The sequence below is a fragment of the Priestia sp. ABM2_011 genome (assembly GCF_056158845.1).
Window position 1 is genome coordinate 3,014,416 of record NZ_JBSWUB010000001.1, and the last position, 17,262, is coordinate 3,031,677.

At 36.5% G+C, this 17,262-nt stretch carries 17 protein-coding genes; 4 read left to right on the forward strand and 13 right to left on the reverse strand.

What is annotated here, in order from left to right; all coding sequences use genetic code 11:
- Positions 1-74: 74 nt before the first annotated feature.
- From ACXAE4_RS16275 to ACXAE4_RS16305, 7 genes are all read right to left on the reverse strand, one after another.
- Positions 75-2,162 (reverse strand): PAS domain S-box protein, encoded by a 2,088-nt coding sequence (locus tag ACXAE4_RS16275; RefSeq protein ID WP_028413372.1) that lies wholly within the window; start codon positions 2,160-2,162, stop codon positions 75-77.
- Between the two features lie 136 nt (positions 2,163-2,298).
- Positions 2,299-2,565 (reverse strand): hypothetical protein, encoded by a 267-nt coding sequence (locus ACXAE4_RS16280; protein WP_028413373.1) that lies wholly within the window; start codon positions 2,563-2,565, stop codon positions 2,299-2,301.
- A gap of 61 nt (positions 2,566-2,626) precedes the next feature.
- Complete coding sequence (locus tag ACXAE4_RS16285) at positions 2,627-3,523, reverse strand: GH25 family lysozyme (protein WP_098999320.1); 897 nt, start codon at positions 3,521-3,523, stop codon at positions 2,627-2,629.
- A 46-nt stretch (positions 3,524-3,569) separates the two neighbouring features.
- Entirely contained in the window at positions 3,570-3,788 is a 219-nt protein-coding gene (locus tag ACXAE4_RS16290) for a hypothetical protein (RefSeq protein ID WP_108674720.1), read from the reverse strand.
- 175 nt (positions 3,789-3,963) lie between these two features.
- A complete protein-coding gene (fumC, locus tag ACXAE4_RS16295; protein WP_034266080.1) occupies positions 3,964-5,343 on the reverse strand; it encodes a class II fumarate hydratase in 1,380 nt (459 codons plus the stop codon).
- A 221-nt stretch (positions 5,344-5,564) separates the two neighbouring features.
- Entirely contained in the window at positions 5,565-7,916 is a 2,352-nt protein-coding gene (locus tag ACXAE4_RS16300) for an immune inhibitor A domain-containing protein (RefSeq protein ID WP_108674719.1), read from the reverse strand.
- A gap of 381 nt (positions 7,917-8,297) precedes the next feature.
- Positions 8,298-8,594, reverse strand: a complete 297-nt coding sequence (locus tag ACXAE4_RS16305) for a hypothetical protein (RefSeq protein ID WP_028413377.1) — start codon at positions 8,592-8,594, stop codon at positions 8,298-8,300.
- A 233-nt stretch (positions 8,595-8,827) separates the two neighbouring features.
- On the opposite strand from ACXAE4_RS16305, the gene ACXAE4_RS16310 reads away from it, so the two are divergent.
- Complete coding sequence (locus ACXAE4_RS16310; protein WP_028413378.1) at positions 8,828-9,421, forward strand: exonuclease domain-containing protein; 594 nt, start codon at positions 8,828-8,830, stop codon at positions 9,419-9,421.
- Positions 9,422-9,656: 235 nt separating this feature from the next.
- Here ACXAE4_RS16310 and ACXAE4_RS16315 read toward each other — a convergent pair whose 3' ends face one another.
- From ACXAE4_RS16315 to ACXAE4_RS16330, 4 genes are all read right to left on the reverse strand, one after another.
- Positions 9,657-9,824, reverse strand: a complete 168-nt coding sequence (locus ACXAE4_RS16315; RefSeq protein WP_080754423.1) for a Fur-regulated basic protein FbpA — start codon at positions 9,822-9,824, stop codon at positions 9,657-9,659.
- A 226-nt stretch (positions 9,825-10,050) separates the two neighbouring features.
- On the reverse strand, positions 10,051-11,544 hold the full coding sequence (locus tag ACXAE4_RS16320; protein ID WP_289578926.1) for a sodium:solute symporter family protein: 1,494 nt from the start codon (positions 11,542-11,544) through the stop codon (positions 10,051-10,053).
- Positions 11,541-11,741 (reverse strand): DUF3311 domain-containing protein, encoded by a 201-nt coding sequence (locus ACXAE4_RS16325; RefSeq protein WP_028413380.1) that lies wholly within the window; start codon positions 11,739-11,741, stop codon positions 11,541-11,543. The genes ACXAE4_RS16320 and ACXAE4_RS16325 overlap by 4 nt, the downstream gene beginning before the upstream one ends.
- Positions 11,742-12,062: 321 nt before the next feature.
- The gene (locus tag ACXAE4_RS16330) at positions 12,063-12,917 is read right to left on the reverse strand and encodes an STAS domain-containing protein (protein ID WP_028413381.1); all 855 of its coding nucleotides are present in this window, start codon (positions 12,915-12,917) and stop codon (positions 12,063-12,065) included.
- A 234-nt stretch (positions 12,918-13,151) separates the two neighbouring features.
- Here ACXAE4_RS16330 and ACXAE4_RS16335 point away from each other — a divergent pair, with 234 nt between their 5' ends.
- Complete coding sequence (locus ACXAE4_RS16335; protein WP_028413382.1) at positions 13,152-13,658, forward strand: PCYCGC motif-containing (lipo)protein; 507 nt, start codon at positions 13,152-13,154, stop codon at positions 13,656-13,658.
- Positions 13,659-13,756: 98 nt separating this feature from the next.
- Here ACXAE4_RS16335 and ACXAE4_RS16340 read toward each other — a convergent pair whose 3' ends face one another.
- Positions 13,757-14,734: a ring-cleaving dioxygenase gene (locus ACXAE4_RS16340; protein ID WP_289578925.1), complete on the reverse strand. Its 978-nt coding sequence runs from the start codon at positions 14,732-14,734 to the stop codon at positions 13,757-13,759.
- Between the two features lie 245 nt (positions 14,735-14,979).
- On the opposite strand from ACXAE4_RS16340, the gene ACXAE4_RS16345 reads away from it, so the two are divergent.
- Positions 14,980-15,336 carry a hypothetical protein gene (locus ACXAE4_RS16345; protein ID WP_475236384.1) on the forward strand — a complete coding sequence of 119 codons (357 nt, stop codon included), beginning with the start codon at positions 14,980-14,982 and terminating at the stop codon, positions 15,334-15,336.
- A gap of 7 nt (positions 15,337-15,343) precedes the next feature.
- Positions 15,344-15,880, forward strand: a complete 537-nt coding sequence (locus ACXAE4_RS16350; protein ID WP_014460149.1) for a PIN domain-containing protein — start codon at positions 15,344-15,346, stop codon at positions 15,878-15,880.
- A 371-nt stretch (positions 15,881-16,251) separates the two neighbouring features.
- Here the strand turns inward: ACXAE4_RS16350 and ACXAE4_RS16355 are convergent, their stop codons facing one another.
- Positions 16,252-17,145 (reverse strand): helix-turn-helix domain-containing protein, encoded by an 894-nt coding sequence (locus ACXAE4_RS16355; protein WP_014460151.1) that lies wholly within the window; start codon positions 17,143-17,145, stop codon positions 16,252-16,254.
- Positions 17,146-17,262: the final 117 nt, after the last annotated feature.

The window sequence follows — 17,262 nt, forward strand, 5'->3', positions numbered from 1 at the left end:
ACTCCAACATAGAATATTATAACTTTACTAAACAACTTGTTGCAAAATTTCTTCTGCCTTTAACTGATTACCTTTTATTTTAACGGTAAACAAATTTCCACATTCGTCCCTTTGTTTACTTCACTTTCAATACTAAGAGTTCCTTTATGCTGCTGGATAATATTAAAGCAAATCATTAACCCTAACCCAATACCGTCTTCTTTAATACTGTAAAATGGTTCACCTAAATGTTTAATGCGATCTTTTGAAATTCCTACACCTTCATCAATAATTTGAATATGAAGGTGATTGTTGTCTTTTTGTCTCAGCTCAACTTTAATTTCGCCTCCGGAAGGCATTGCTTCAATCGCATTTTTAAGAATATTTATAAACACCTGTTTCATTTGATTGCTTTCACAATATACAAGAGGCAATTCTCCATATGAGTGAAGTTCAATAAAAATGTTTTTCATGGTTGCTTGAGGCTGCAGCAATAAAATCACTTGTTGAATTAACAGCTGCAAATCAATCGACTGAAATGTTACAGCCTGTGGTTTTGCCACAGACATGAATTCATCTGTAATCATTTCAATACGCTCAATTTCAGAGGATATAATGTTCATATAGGTTAACTCTTCTTTACTCGCTTTTTCAGTTAATAGCTGCATAAACCCTTTGATGGCCGTTAAAGGATTTCTAATTTCATGAGCAATAGCTGTAGCAAGCTGACCGACCGCTGCTAATTTCTCAGATTTCTGCAACAGCTCTTCTGTTTCTAGGTATTCTGTCCTGTCTCTTGAAACAATAAGAAGCACTTTTTTGTTTTCTATATTGAACAATTTCCCACTATATTCTAGTTTTTTTACTTCTCCAGACTTAAATGTAAACTGTGATTGCAGCGTGAAAGAAAGATTTCCTTGGCGAATTTCTTCAACCGTTTTTCGAACAATGTCAGAATCTCTAGGTATAATATCTTGGCATGGCATGGATAAAAGCTCTTCTCTCGTATATCCAAAGCGCTTACATCCAGCTTCATTTACTTCGATAAAACGAGAAGGAAAATGATTAGAACCTATTTCAAGTAAATAAATTGCATCGTTTGCATATTCAAATAACGTTCGATATTTCAACTCACTTTCCTTAAGCTTACGATGCAGCAAGTCAAGCTCTTTTCTCGCTTTTTTAGCCTCAGATATATCCACACATACTCCAGACAAACCTATTAACTCATCTTTCCCATTAAAAATTGGCGAAATAGTGATGCGAAGATCTACTAAACTTCCGTCTTTACGAGCTCTTACAACTTCTACTCGATTGATTGCCTCTTTTTCAGCAACCGTCTTTTTTATATTCTCATGTACGTCCTCACTAAAAGCCCCTGCTATTTCGTAATATGTTTTCCCAACTACTTCGTGGGCTTTCCAGCCATATACTTTTTCGTAGGCTTCATTAACTCGCAAGATCCGCCCTTCTAAATCAGTTATGATCACCGCATCCATGTGATGATTAATAAAAGACTCCAGCTGTTCTTTCGTATATTCTAGTTCTTTTTTCATTATTCTGACAAAAAAAGAATCTTCTTCATCCTTACATGAATCTGATCCAGCATAAGCAGCTTCTTCTGCTACAGCGTAAAATTTACGATAAAATTCTATCGTCGCTACAGCTACTCCCAGTCCGAGAATTCCGAACACTAAATATTCTATTTCGCTATAAAACGGCGACTGAATAGGTGTATTCCAGAAGTAATTCGTCAGTAAGACATGAACGATAAAATGAATAAAAAAACAAAGAAGAGATTGTTTTAATAAAGAAAACTGCTTTCTATATCGAATAAGAGGAAGGGAAAATAAAAAGGTAAAGATTAAAATTAAGATAGTCAGTAACCAATGACTTTCTAAATAGATACTGCACACAGCCATAGTGATACCTGCAACTGCACCGGCTCTATAACCAAAGTATAGAACGGTCAAAATAAGAGGAAGAAAACGTAAATCATATGTAATCTGTTGATACGTAACGCTATATATCATAAGAATAGCAGAAACAATACTTGCATAAATACCACTCATCCATTTGTATTTATGGGCTAGACGCTGCAGCAAAAATATTCGTATCGCAATCATAATGCTGACAAAAAACGAAAAAATACATAAGTTAACAAATAATCCGCTACTAATCACTCCTTCTATTCCTCCTTTACTTGTAAATATGCGTGAAATAATTCCCTTATATAGAGAGTGTAACATGAATAAGCGCTGCTATTTATAAAATTGATAAAAAAAACTAGTCTCGCCCGAGGCAAGACTAGTTTTTTTATTATCTATGCTGATCTTGATACATAGGTCCTTCTGAAATCATATTGCTTTCAGAAACGTACGTAGGATCTGAATGCGCATCTTTATTTAGGCTAGCATTTACCTGCTGTTTTTTGGATAAACTTGAAAGTTTTACTTTGGCACTTCGAACAAGTCCTTTTACTTTTCGGCGTTTCGCAGCATCGCTTAATAGATAAGACGTAATGCCGACTCCTACCGTTGATAGCGTAATACCTGATATCAATGCTTTTTGTTTTCGTTTTCTCATAATAGCTCCTTCCTTGTACCATTTTGAATCTTACAATAACTTTTCCCTCTCAGGTACTCTCTCAAACCCGATTATTCAGATTATTCACTTCTTTAACAAGGCGCTGCAGCGTGTCCGCTCCTGTTATTCCATCTGAAAAAAGGCCATACTGATTCTGGAATTTTTTCACTGCAGCGATTAATTCATCTCCATAGGAACCGTCTGCTCCAAACTTCGGAAGAGAAAAACCTAGCGTAAGTAAGTTTTGCTGAATTTGTTTGACTCCTAACCCTCTATCACCTTTGGAATAGACAAATGGTCCTTTTGTATTATTCGTCATAGAGAGATTTGTTGTGACTTCTTTAAAAAATGAGCAGTCCATTTCATTTATATCCACATTTGTAGAAATTCCTTTTACTCTGCCAGAATCCGTATACTGAAACATTGCCCATCGCTGCCATTGACTTAGCTCACCAGGGTGCTGCATACCGCCTTGTCTATTGTTTGCACTATATCTTGCTACCCACAAAGGATACTTACTTATTTCAGTTGTAAAAAAAGTTTTAGCAAAATGATAGTTAGTATATACGATAGGCTTAATACCTGTTGTTTTGTGAACATGCTCGAGCCAGCTTACGGCAAAACGAGAAACAAATTCTTTAGATTTTTTCTTGTCTTCTTCTAGATCCAAACACGGCGGAAGGTCTAGTTTCATTTGTCCAAGCTGAGCAATAAAAAAAGCAGCTTCTTTCTCCGGGCTATTTGTACAGTGAGCATAATGATAAAATCCTACTCTCAAGCCCGCATTTTTAGCACCTATATAATTTTCATAAGATCTAGGGTCTACAAAAGTTCCGCCTTCTGTTAACTTTATATACACCCCTTTCACTGAGGTGTTTTTTATTTCTTTCCAATTAATGATTCCTTGATGATGAGAAACATCGAGAATAATAGGATTATTTGAATGTCGACTTTGCATAGTTTTCACCTCTTTTGCTAGCTTCCTTATGTATACGACGAATATTTTAAAACCCCTGTTTTTCCGGATCTTGATATTCTTTTATAACGATGTGTAAAACGTTGCTCATTTGAATAGCTAAATAAGCTTCGTGTTTTTTGTCATAATAACGATACCATCCTTGCGTATGAATAATAGATTCCTCAAGCTCTTTTACATTTTCTGATTCAACCAATGTACTGATTGATTTTTCATTTCCAAAATAAAACTTCACTTCGTACGTCACTTGAATCCCTCCTTTATAAAGATGTAAATACCCTAATCGTATGTACTTGAATCTAGTACAAGGTAGTGTAAAAATTCTTTTAATCCGCTTTTTCTTTTTATATGTTTATTTAGAACAATGTTTATTTTATTATAAAACAAGAAGCCAAGCAGCTCAGAATGCTTGGCTTCTTGTTTTATTTTGATGGATGAATCATATTAGCTGGATTTACCCATTGCTCAAATTGTTCTTCTGTCAGAAGGCCTGTTTTTACCGCTGCTTCTTTTAATGTCGTTCCTTCTTGATGAGCCAGCTTGGCGATTTTAGCCGCATTTTCATACCCTATGTGCGGATTTAACGCTGTTACAAGCATAAGAGAATTTTCTAGATTATGCTGGATTTTCTCTTTGTTGGGTTCAATTCCTACTGCGCATTTATCGTTAAAAGCCTGCATGGAATCTGTCAGCAGTCTGACTGATTGTAAAAAATTATAAATAATAACCGGCTTAAATACATTTAATTCAAAGTTTCCTTGACTAGCCGCAATGCCAATCGTCACGTCATTCCCTAACACTTGTGCAGAAACCATTGTTAGAGCTTCACTTTGAGTTGGATTTACTTTTCCAGGCATAATAGAACTTCCTGGTTCGTTAGCAGGAATCGTGATTTCACCTAATCCGCTCCGAGGACCGCTTGCCAGCCAGCGTACGTCATTGGCGATTTTCATTAAGTCAGCTGCTAAGGCTTTGAGTGCACCATGGGCATAAACCACTTGATCGTGACTTGTTAATGCATGAAATTTATTAGGTGCTGAGATAAATGTTTTTCCAAGCGTGCTGCTGATTTCTTTCGCTACTTCATCGCCGAAGTCAGGATGTGCATTTATCCCCGTCCCAACAGCTGTACCGCCAATAGCTAGCTCCTTCATATACTCTACGCTTTGTTTAATCATTTCTTCATTTTTTTCGAGCATATGATGCCATCCGCTAATTTCTTGTCCTAGTGTTAGCGGTGTAGCATCTTGCAAATGGGTTCTTCCTATTTTAATAATATCTTTAAACTGCTCTTGCTTCGCAGCAAACGTTTCTTTTAATGTTTTTAAAGCAGGCAATAATTGATCTTCGACTTCTAGTACAGCTGCAATATGAAGAGCTGTAGGGAAAGTATCGTTAGAGCTTTGTGACATATTGACATCATCATTTGGATGGAGCGTTTCGTCGCCGTTTATTAGCTGGTTTCCCCGGTGTGAAATCACTTCATTTACATTCATGTTTGATTGCGTTCCGCTTCCTGTCTGCCATACTACTAAAGGAAAATGTTCATTCCATTTCCCTTCAATAATTTCGTTAGCAGCTTGCACGATGGCTTCCGATTTCCCTGCTGATAGTTTGCCTAGTTTATGATTGCTAATAGCCGCACTTTTCTTCAGAACCGCAAAAGCGCGTATTACTTCAATCGGCATTTTTTCAATCCCTATTGGAAAGTTTTCTTTACTTCTTTGCGTTTGCGCTCCCCATAGTTTATCTTCTGCCACTTTGATTTCTCCAATTGAATCTCTTTCGATACGATAGCTCATAGTTAGAACTCCTTTTCAATATTTTCTTTACCTATTAGTATTGATTATATGGATGAATTTCATGACATAATAACAATTATTCATTGTTGAAAATTCCCTTTTTTCTATTTTTTAAACGGGCTTAACTTATTTGATTATTTAGCTCATAGTTTATTTTGATTTTATAATACAAAAAAAGATCCGAAGAATACGCTCTTCAGATCTTTTTAATACGTCCAATTTTACTTATGAATCCATACAGCACCAGCTGAATTGTCTTTTGCTTCACCAATTACGTCTAATTTTAATCCGTTTTGAGGAAGCAAGCGGCCTGCATCTTTAATTCTTTCATCTAAATACGATTTTTTATCATTAAAGCTTGTAACACCATTTGATTCTTTAGATGAAATCGTTCCCCACGTTTTATGAGAATATGACCAAGCAGGTGATTTATCAAATGAGAACGCCGCGTCTGCAATTTGATATCGGCTTGAATTTGCTGTAGTGCTAATACCATTCACATTAAAGTAAAGAACTTTATGAGCATGTGAATCAATTACACCAAGGAATCCTTCACCCGGATGTTGTCCTACCCAGTTATCAAGATAGCTTTCATCTGCGTACCAAAGCAGCATGCCTGTATTATATTTTGCACCGCGCGCGAATTGAAGTGCTTTATCACTGCCTGCATAGTTTCTCCACTCAAGGTAATAATAGTTATCTTTATAGCTGATGCCGTTTGTCTTTTCAAATCCATCTAACGTTACTTTTGGAGCTCCTTCAGCATCGTCCGTGAATACCGTTTTTCCATCTACTACTAAACTAGCATTATCAAGAGCGAATCCTTGAAGAGCAAGTCCGCCGTCCGTGACGTATTCAAATTGAAGCTTGATTTTTTTACCTTTAAACTGCGTTAAGTCATAACTTTTATCTTCCCATTTTCCGTTAGATGTTTCAGCAGAACCATCTGCATTATTCGCTTTATCACCAATTGTATCTAACAGAACTTTTGAACCGTCAGGAAGAATCGCATTTACATATAAGTAATCGTATTCTGCCTCTACTTCATAGAACGCTTTGTAATTGAATTTAGCTGTGTTGGCTGTTGTTAAATCAAACTCTGGCGTTGTCATCGTCGTATGCAGATCGTCTCCGCGTTTACTGTAATAATAGTTGCTTCCAAACTCAGGCTTAATCCCTTGAACAGCTTTTTTAGGTAAATTAATCTTTACAATACCTGGTCGTTTAGATTTTGTGACACTTTGATCAACCACGCTCACAGAGCCCGATTTTGTAATGTTTTTGCTGTCAATTTGTTGAATATTTGCCCAGTTTCCACCCATATTTGCTTGGAAAAACTCTTTATTTTGCGGGGAGAAACTTGTCGGTTCTGTTCCAGCTACTTCACCAGCCCAGCTCCCTCCGCTCATAATTGACCAAACGCCTACCGGCTCACCTTGACCCGTATACTGTGTATCATACTCATCCGGCAAACCTAAATCATGGCCAAATTCATGAGCAAAAACCCCAACTGCTCCGTCTTCTGGTTCGATTGTATAATCATAAGCAGCCATGTTTGTTCCAGGAACTTTATATACTTGTCCCAAAGTAGAGCGGTGAGACCAGATAGCATCGTTTCCTAGTTTACCTCCACCTGCTTCTTGCCCAGTTCCAGCATGAATGACCATTAAGTGATCCACTATGCCGTCAGGCTCATTGCGGTTGCCATCTCCATCGATATCATATTGATCGAACTGATCATAATCTGAAAGGTTAATGCCGCTTTTTGCTGCTGCAGCAAGCGCTTCTTTTACAAGGTTACGAGGCCCTTTAGATCCAGGCGCATTATCGTTTCCTCCCGCTGGATTGTCTGCTCCGTATTCTTTTGCGTTTCCAGGTACGGTTAACCAGTCAGAAACCGTTCCATCTACTGTGTAACTACCTCCAGACTGTTCTTCATAATATTGTTTAAACGTTTTAATTTTCTTTCCGTTGAATAGCGTAAAGTCTTTCTTTCCAAACATTAATTGCTGATAGTGATTTCGGTTAAAGTCTTTTGCATACATGTAACCAGGTTCTTGAACGACATTATTGTGCTTAAAGTCTGCGTATTCGACTAAAAGTACAAGAACTTTATCTTTTCTCACTTGTCCGTTATATTTTGCCTGAGCTGCAGGTTTAACGTTTACCCCGTTCCCCGAATTGTTTCCTTGAGACTTAATGTTAGCAAATTCGCCTCGTTGAAACTTTTCTTTTTGTTTTGTTTGCATTTCTTTCGCTTTCAAATCAATTTTGCTAGCTTTATGTCCTTTCATGCTCTCTTTATGTGCATCTTTTTTGTTTATGTAAGAAGTAACGGCTTTCTTCACTTCTTGCGGTGTTGCACTTTGAGAAATAACTCCTTGGTTTTTCAGTGCGTTAGCCAATCTTTCTTCCGGTACTGTATTCATATCAATTGGTGAACTCGGAAGTTCCTCCGATTGTGCGGTTTTAGCTGAAGCAGTACTTCCATTCATAAGTACTGGTCCCACTCCGCTTAATGTAACAGTTGTGGCAAGAAAAGATGTCCCCAAAATCTTTTTCCAGCTTTTCAAGTAAACCCCTCCATTTTAGAATTTTCAAACTATTAGCAAGATTTATTTTATATTCTAAAACTAGGAAGGTCAACTACATTTTACTATATTATTAAAATTTTTTGATTCTAGTAGATAATGTAAAATAGTTTTATAGTATGTAACTAGTTTTCTTTGCCTGACAATTAAAATGTCTGATAAACCCTTCTTGCGTATGCAAATTCCATGCCAAATCGATAACCACAACTAAAACTGTATGAAGCGTATTTTTTTAGGGAATTAGAACCACCTTTTCCGTATTACTATTATATAAAAACAAAAAATTCCCCATTATGGATACAGAAAGATAAAAAAATCACTTCTCGATAGACGAGAAGTGATAACCTTTGTATGCAAGTAAATTTAAGAATGTTCTTTTTGACGATGCAGCAAGATATGATAGAGCGACGTGCTCCAAATAGACATATTGCGCGCTGCGATTTCATAAGGTTTTTCATCAATTTTAAACAAGAAATCCCCTTCATAACTCACGGATTTCCCTTGCTTTTCCAGCTCTTGTTTAACAGCTTCAATCCATTCTACTGCATTCGTATAATGTTTGTTCAAACGAACTTTAATAGTTTGATTCCTGTAATGAATAAAAGATGTAATTCCCCAAAAAATTAAGACAAGAAAAAGTACCATATACAGCAATTGCATGATAACGATCCCCTTCTTCCTTCATTTCATTATTTTCAATGAAGACTTAATTTAGATGAGTAAATATTACTATTCTCCTTTGCTATCGTAATCTCCTTTAAAAAAGTAAATTCCTTTTCCACGTGGGCGTATAAAATAAACCCGTGTACATGCTTGCTCATCTTTTTTACTAACGTTTTCTGTTAAAAAATGATAAGCTAATAGAATGATAAATAGAAAGGGAGGGCGACGAGTTGTCAACTGAACAAGTGAAATTAGCAGCCGTTTTAGATGTTGAAACAACGGGATTAAGTGCTCAAACATGCGATATTATCGAACTGGCAATTGCTGTTGTTTCTTATGATTCTTCTACCGGAGAAATAATCGACATTGTAGAAGAATATGAAGAATTTAATATGCCTTCAACTCCCATTTTCCCGTACATTACAAACTTAACGGGAATTACAAATGAGATGGTCAAAAATAAAACATTAGACGATAAAAAAGTGGAATCATTGTTAACTAGCGTTTCGGCTATCATCGCTCATAATGCTTCTTTCGATCGCAGTTTTCTTTTAAAACGGTATCCATCTTTATTTAACCAAAAATGGCACTGCTCTATGCGTGCTGTCAAATGGAAAGAGTACGGCTTTCCTAACAAAAAACTAACAACACTTCTTGACCATCATAAGATTGAGAGAGAGAACGCTCACAGAGCTATGGATGACGTGAAAGGAACTATTGACTTGCTAAGACAGCAAAATCCTAGCGGAGAGCCCTATTTTTCTGAAGTATTAAAAAAAGCAATGAGCAAACCTAAAAAAACAGCGGCTTCCACTCGTTTTTAACTTAATAAAAAAAGCGCAGCTTCTGCGCTTTTTTTGTTTTTATTTGCCTATTTCTTAAGTGTTGAGTTATATGTTTGAGGAATATGGTTGTAAACAGCGAGGTTGTAAACGCACCGGAAGAAAAAGAAAAGTGCCTGCTTTCAAACCAAAAAATCGCGGAGGAACAAACTGAACAGCTGGTGTTTACAGACATATACGAAATCAGCTGAATTGCTAATAATCTAGAAGATTCAAATTATACTTCTCTTACCTTTTGGCTTTGAAGGTCGTGATGCGTTTGTTCTAGTTCACTTAAATTCAATTCGTACAAATGTCTCCCGTCTTCTGCTTTAAAGTAACCCGATTCAATAATTTGATTCATTAAAAGATCTTTCTTTTGCTCAAATGCTTTTTCAGATGTCATGTTATCATCTCCTTTTTTAGGTGAATATCTTTCATAGAAAAGACGTACACCGCTTGTGGCATACGTCTTGTTGCTTTTCACACTCGTTACCTATGTTTAAAAACAACGCAATCGTTACATTTTATCGAGAAGGCTGCTTACGTCTTGCAGCCATATTGAACATTTTGGTGATGCACTACTTTTATACCCTTCATGATGTTCTTAAAACGCAATTGGAAAAAGATTTTCATAAAATCTGTTTGCCATCTACTGCCCCGCTTTCAAAATGCGGCTGTGAGGCGATTTTTTTTGTTGCTAAACTAACCACCATTAATACAACTAAATTAATAAATAAAGAAATGACGCCGACATTTGTATCTTTAATGATTTGTGGCAACGCAGGAAACAACGTGCCAAGCGTTGTTTCAGTAATCGTTATATACATCACAGACGCAATGCCGGCAACAATACCTGCACACGCCCCGTATTTAGTCACGATATTGTTTTTCATTAAACTAAAAATAAAAGCAGGAAACAGCTGCGTCACAATGCTGTAGCCCATTAGTAAAAGCATTACAATTGTATTCCCTCCATGAATTGTAAAATAGACTGAAACAAGCGCAATGACTGGTACGAAGCATTTAGCCAGTATCGAAATTTGTTTGCCCGTCGCTGAGGGAACAAGCACGCCGTAAACGTTTTTAGATAGTGACGTAGAAGCTGCCATCAAGAGCATCGATCCAGGCACAAGCGCTGTTAATAAACCAGCTGCGCCGATAAAGCCGACAATCCACGGGTCAAATGTTTGAATGGAAAGACGAAGCAGTGACAAGTCCGCTTCTGCGCCTTGTAGTCCAGGTACCTGCATAAGAGCAGTAAACCCTACAAAAAAGACAAAAAGCAGCATTAACGTATAAATAGGACTTATAATAGAATTCTTTCTAAATACATTCTCGTTTTCAGCTGAATACGTTGCATTAAACGTATGCGGCCACATGTAAAATCCTAATACGGTCAGCATGACTGTAGAAATAAACCACGAAATACTGAGACCTGTCTTGGGAAGAGTAAGAAACGTTGGATTTGCTTGATGCACAGCCTCAAACATTGGCTGTAAGCCTCCGTAGTAATGAAACGGCATATATATTCCTAAAAATAAGACAACAATAAAAATCATAATATCTTTCACAATAGCCGTCCAAGCAGAACCATGTATGCCTGATATCATTAAGTAAACCGTTAATGATATGGCTCCAATCCAAATGGCTGCAGTTGAAGAGATAGAGCCATAAGAAGCTTCAGATACAATAATACCTAGGCCTTTGAATTGTAAAATAATATAAGGAACAATTGCCAGCACCCCTGCACATGAAACAACGATACCAAGAAACGGACTTTTGTATTTTGAAACAAAAAAATCCGGCTGAGACATAAGCTTATGCTGCTTCGCATATCGCCATATTTGCGGACCAATCCAATACCCTAACACGTACGCTAAAGAAATATAGGCTAAAATATAAAACGCCGGCCCTCCTTTCCCATATGCCCAAGCGCTTCCACCTAGAAACGTAAAAGTAGTATAGATTTCACCCGCCATCAAAAAGAAGACAAAAATAGTTCCAAAACCTCTGCCCCCTACGCTCCACTGTTCTAAATCCATTTTTTTGCCCCGCGTAGCTCGAATTCCAAGATAAATAACTAAAAGTAAAAAACCGAAAATAATAATCAGTGCGGTATTCATTGTTTATCTCCTCCTTTAACAGCAGGATCGAGCTTGTACACAATACCCATAATAAAAGATGTAAGGATTACCCACATAACAATCCAAAAAAGAAAAAAAGGCATCCCTAAAATAAACGGCGTCACTTTGTTAACAAAAGGCAATGAACCTAATATTCCTACAAACGGAAGCAGGCAAAGAAGATAAATTTTTTTCATAGAACTCCTCCTTAATCACACGGCTTATCAGTACTTATCTAAGGCTTTAACTATCTCATTATGTACTTCTCTTATTCTTCTCTTTACACCTCCATTCTTGAGCTAAACGAGACGTTTGTCATAGAAAACCGCCGTTTGTTTGCTCCTTAGTATCTTCCATTTGTCCCCATATGAAAAGGAGTTTGTAAGACATGCTTACAAAATTTTGAATGCAGCAGAATATTATTTCATATTTTCATATACAGAATATAGACAAACAAAAAAACGGAACTGAAAGTAAAGGTCTCAAACAGTTCCGTTTCGATCTAGCATTTCTATACTTTATTCCTCTTCTTTTTTCTTTACACCAAGCGAAGAGAGCGCTTGTTTTAAATGTCCGAACGTTTCAATTTTATTAAAACTGATTCCTACATTAACAGCCGTCTGAGCCATGTCAGGACTCACTCCTGACATAATCGCATGGATGCCTAGCAGCTGCAAAATGTTAATCAAATCAAAAAATTTGTGAGCGACATACGTATCTACATAATTTACACCCGATAAGTCAATGACTAAATGCCTTATATGTTTTTCTGCACACCTTTTTGGAACAACCTCGATAATGGAATCACCTTTGATTTCATCAATAAGCCCTACCAAAGGCAAGACCGCGATGTGGTCTACAATTGGAATAACAGGAAAACTCGTTTCGTCGATTAGCTCTTGCTGAAGACTTATTTTTTGCCTTGTGATTTTATAATACTGTTCGGAAAATTCATTAATGAGTTTATCAAATGTTGTATGATAAACTTCACTCCAAGACAGTATATCTTCTTTTGTAATAGATGAATGTATCAGGCTATATGTTTTGACATATGTCCAAATAATTTTTCTTGTTTTGCTTAGCGCTTCTACCACTTCGTAAATCGGCGTATCAAATTTAATTCTGCTGTTTACTACTTCCGTCGTCCATTTCATCATACGTTGTTTAAAAATCTCTTGATCGTCAAGAAAGCCGCTCGCAATTGTTTCGATCGTATAACGATGCTGCTCGCGCAGCTTTTTCTCAACTGATGCGTCTGCGTCCTTTGAGTAAATCGATCCTTTAATATTACTTCTTTGGTGCAGCCATTCTTCACTGATAGAGGCTGAATTCTCTAAAATATATTCAAAAAGACGTTGATTTTGTTCACTCACTACTGTTTAACCTCCGTTCACTTTCTCCTTCTGTACAATCACTTACAAAACGCACCTTATGAGAAATTCATGCTTCATGTTTTTTCCTCGTCCATCTCTATCATACACGATAACCGCTCTGCATACTTATAGAGAATTAGATATAAACAAGCAGGTATTTGATTATCTACATAGATAAACTGCCGTGTATGATGAAACTATCATTTATTTTGACATGAAAGGATGTTAATTGTATTGAAAAAATCAATTATTTTGTTGGGGCTTCTCGCTACAAGTATTGGATTATCAGCTTGCTCAAACAATACAACAACTTCTTCTGCTACAAACTCTTCTGCACATTCAGGTCATGAACATCATAAAGCTGCAGTTGCTGATATTCGCGAAGAGACTCCAGGAGCAGATGTTTTACCACAGTTTTTGAAGAACCAGCCTAAAGACATGAAGCTAGTTTATCTATCCGTTGCTAAAAATCGTGAACTACTTGAAAAAATCCCTTGCTACTGTGGATGTGGCATGGAAGCGAATCACAAAAATAGCTATGACTGCTTTATTTTTAAAAACAAAAGAAATGGAGCAGTTGTCTGGGATGATCATGGAACAAAATGCGGATTGTGTATAGAAATTGCAGCTAAAGCTATGCTCGACTATAACCGAGGCAAATCAATAAAAGATATTCGCAAAGACATCGATGAAAAATATAAGGAAGGCTATGCACAACCCACTCCTACTCCTTCCTTGTAGAACATTGGCATTGTTCAAGTAAACATTCGCGACAGATATATGTAAAAGTAGAAAACATCAAAAAACACTCAAATAGCTATTTGAGCGTTTTTTGTGTACTATTCTTTCACAAACTCTTTTGTACTTCTTACTGTATCAATCGGACGCACGAGCTTCTCAATTTCTGCACGTTTTGGCTCTAAAAATGGAGGAAGTGATAATTTTTCTCCGAGCGTTTCGTAAGGTTCATCTCCCATAAATCCTGGTCCATCTGTCGCAAATTCAAATAAAATTTGCGGAGCCACTCTTGCATACAACGATTCAAAGAAGTGACGATTCACATAACCAGACGTATGGAAACCGAAGCTTGGCATTCGGTTAATCCATTCTTCAAGAGCCTGTCGATTTTCTACGCGAAAAGCAACGTGATGAACCGTTCCAAAACCTTGCTGAGCCTGCGGAAGTTTTTCGTTGTGTTCGACTACTACTTGCGCACCGTTTCCCCCTTCTCCTACTTCAAATAGATGGAGATTTCCTTCTTGAGCAATCTCTTTAAATAAAAGGACTTTTTCCATCATTTCTTTAAAGTAATTAAACTCGGCGATACGAATAAAGATAGGACCGAGTCCCGTAATAGCGTATTGAAGAGGTACAGGACCTTTTTGCCAAGGAGTGCCTGATTCAACTCCTTGATTTCCTTCATCGGAAATTAACTGATACTGCTGATCATCAAAATCAACAAACGAAAGCGTCTTTTTCCCAAATAGCTCTTGAATCCCCGTATGCTTCACTTCTAAGCGATCAAAGCGCTTTACCCAATAGTCTAAAGCCTCATCATTCGGAACGCGGAAAGATGTTTTTGAAATTTCATTTGTTCCGTGAAAACCTTTTGGAATGCGTGGAAAATCAAAAAAAGTCATGTCCGTTCCGGCGCTTCCTTTATCATCTGCGAAAAACAAATGATACGTTTGAATATCATCTTGATTGACCGTTTTTTTAACTAAACGCATACCTAACACATATGTGAAAAATTCATAATTCTTTTCTGCGCTACTTGTAATAGCCGTTACGTGGTGTATTCCTTTTAAGTAGTTCATTCTACATTCCTCCGGATAAATCGTCTAGTTTACCATTCGTCATTTATCTTTAATTTAAATATCTTTAATTAAAGATAATATACCATGATTAATTTTCCTTTGTCAATAAAGTATGGATGATCGTGGGAGAAAATTAAATTGATAACTACAGGCAGCTAACTTTTTTAATCTTTTTACATAAAAGGAATAGTAAGAAAAAATTCATCACATATACTATATAAATTTATATAAAAGGCAGGGATATGATGAAAGCACAGCGCATGGTAGATGACCAAAAAGGAACATACAACAAGGAAGTTCAAAAGCACTTTAAGCTAAAAGCAAGTGGAAAAACTTATATACAATCCTCGATGCAATCACCTCCATCACCCCTAATTTATAAGAAAAATCTTAAATGTAAACATCAAAATAAAGCTCTACGCACGTATGATAAAAGAGACGGTCTACTAAACGGCACACAAGAAAAACACATAAAATCAGAAAAAACTAGACTGCCTAAATATGAAAAATTTCTATTAAGCAAGCAACTTTCACAATCCGCAGCTCTTTACTCTCCTGCTGGGTTAGAAGAGCTGATACAAATGGCTAGTAGAGAGGAGTGAACGATTTGTGTTTGATGAAAAAGTAATCATTGATACAAACATTTGGGCTTCACATGCTCTTAACTATCCGGAAGTTGTCGAGTATATTAATGAACTTATTTCAAATAATACGGAATTTTTAATGCCTACCATTGTGGAAATGGAACTGCTCTCGCATTGGGAAGTAGAAACAAATCCTCAAGTCAAAGCAGTAAAAAACCATTATATTTACGATATGACAGATAAGATTGTAGACATTACAAGTGAAATTGCACAACTAGCAGCTCAAATTCGCAGAAAAGCTAAAATAGAATCAAATAAAAAAATTAAAGGCCCAGATGCGATGATTGCTGCATCTGCTTTTATACATAACGCAAAGCTGATTTCCAACAATAATAAAGACTTTGCTTGGATCACCTTTAATTTCAGCTACCAAGGTCAACAATTATCTTATGTAAATCCTATTAAAGACACGATTGCTTACGCTTCCTTTATTAAAAGCTTCGAACTGCCTACTTTGCCTCATACAGCAGATACCTTACAAAAAAATAAAAAAGACAACTAAGTTCTTTTTATTATTAAAATACTCCTTATCTCCCGTCGAATTTTCAAAGGGAAAATTTGATGGGTACATACTCCAATTCTTTCTATAATGAATACAGTAAAAAGCATAAAAACTTAGGCGGTGAAAAAAGTGAACTATCCATATTACCCGGAACAACCTTTAGAAGAGTATCAATATGGCTATGATTATTATTCAAATCCCCAGGAAACTGACGAAAGATTCCCTTATGGTTATTATCCATATCCTCGCCCACGTCCATTTTATCCTTACCCTTATCCTCGTCCTATTTATTACCACCCCCCTTACTTTTACCCTCGTCCTCGTCCGTTTTACCCACATCCAGTGTATTGGAGATAAAAAAAGAAGAGCTATCAGCTCTTCTTTTTTGTTTCTTGATATTTAAACATCTCTTCTTTAATAATGATCACAAACGCTTCATTTTGCTCAATTTCAAAAACAGTAATAGCTTTTTCGAGGTAGGCTATTCCTTCTTTAAGCTCACCAAGCTGACAGAGTGCTTCTCCAATTTGATAGTGCAGTTCTCCTAATAAATAAAGCGTCTCATGCTGAATACACAGCTCTAGTCCTGCTTGTGCATATTTAACCGACTTTTCATAACGTTCCATTTGCAAAAGCGCATGTGATAATCCATATAAAATTCGAATTTTGACAAGAGGATCTTTTAACTTAGGAAGCAAAGCAATATGCTGCAATCCTTCCATAAACGTACTGAACGCTTTTTTTAAATGACCTTCTTCTTCATAAATAATGGCAATACTATTTAAAATAGCAATCTCTTTTTCTGAATAAAACTGTTCGCTCGTACGCGTGAACGCAATGGCTTTTTCCAATTTACGAAGCGCTTGTTCAAATTTATTTCCAATATAATAATCACATATGGCTTCGTGCCATAGAAAAAATTGTGCGTGAAAAGGATCTTGAAACATAGGGTTATCTTTTTCTTTGTTCACCATATGTAACACGGTTTCATAATCGCGTTTTCGTATATAATGCCTAATGGTCGATTTAATTTCTTTTGAATAATCGTTGGGCGTTAGCTCTCCTGCTTCAAAGAAATAATTCATCGGAACCCCTAAGCGTTTCGATAAATGATAGAGAACTTCACTGCTTGCATGAATTTCACCTTGTTCAAATCGATGTAGCTCTTCTTCTGTACAAATTCCTTCTGATAACTCGACAGTTGTCATTTCCGCAATCTTTCGCAGATCTTGAATCAGCTGACCTACTTGTTTTTTATCATTCAAAAAATCACCTTACTTAATGTCAATAAATGTTTTTATCCTACTTTTCTACTATACTCTAAACAAAATGACTTTAAAAGAGATAATGGGCTATTTTTTGAAACTCTTGTCAATCTTTTC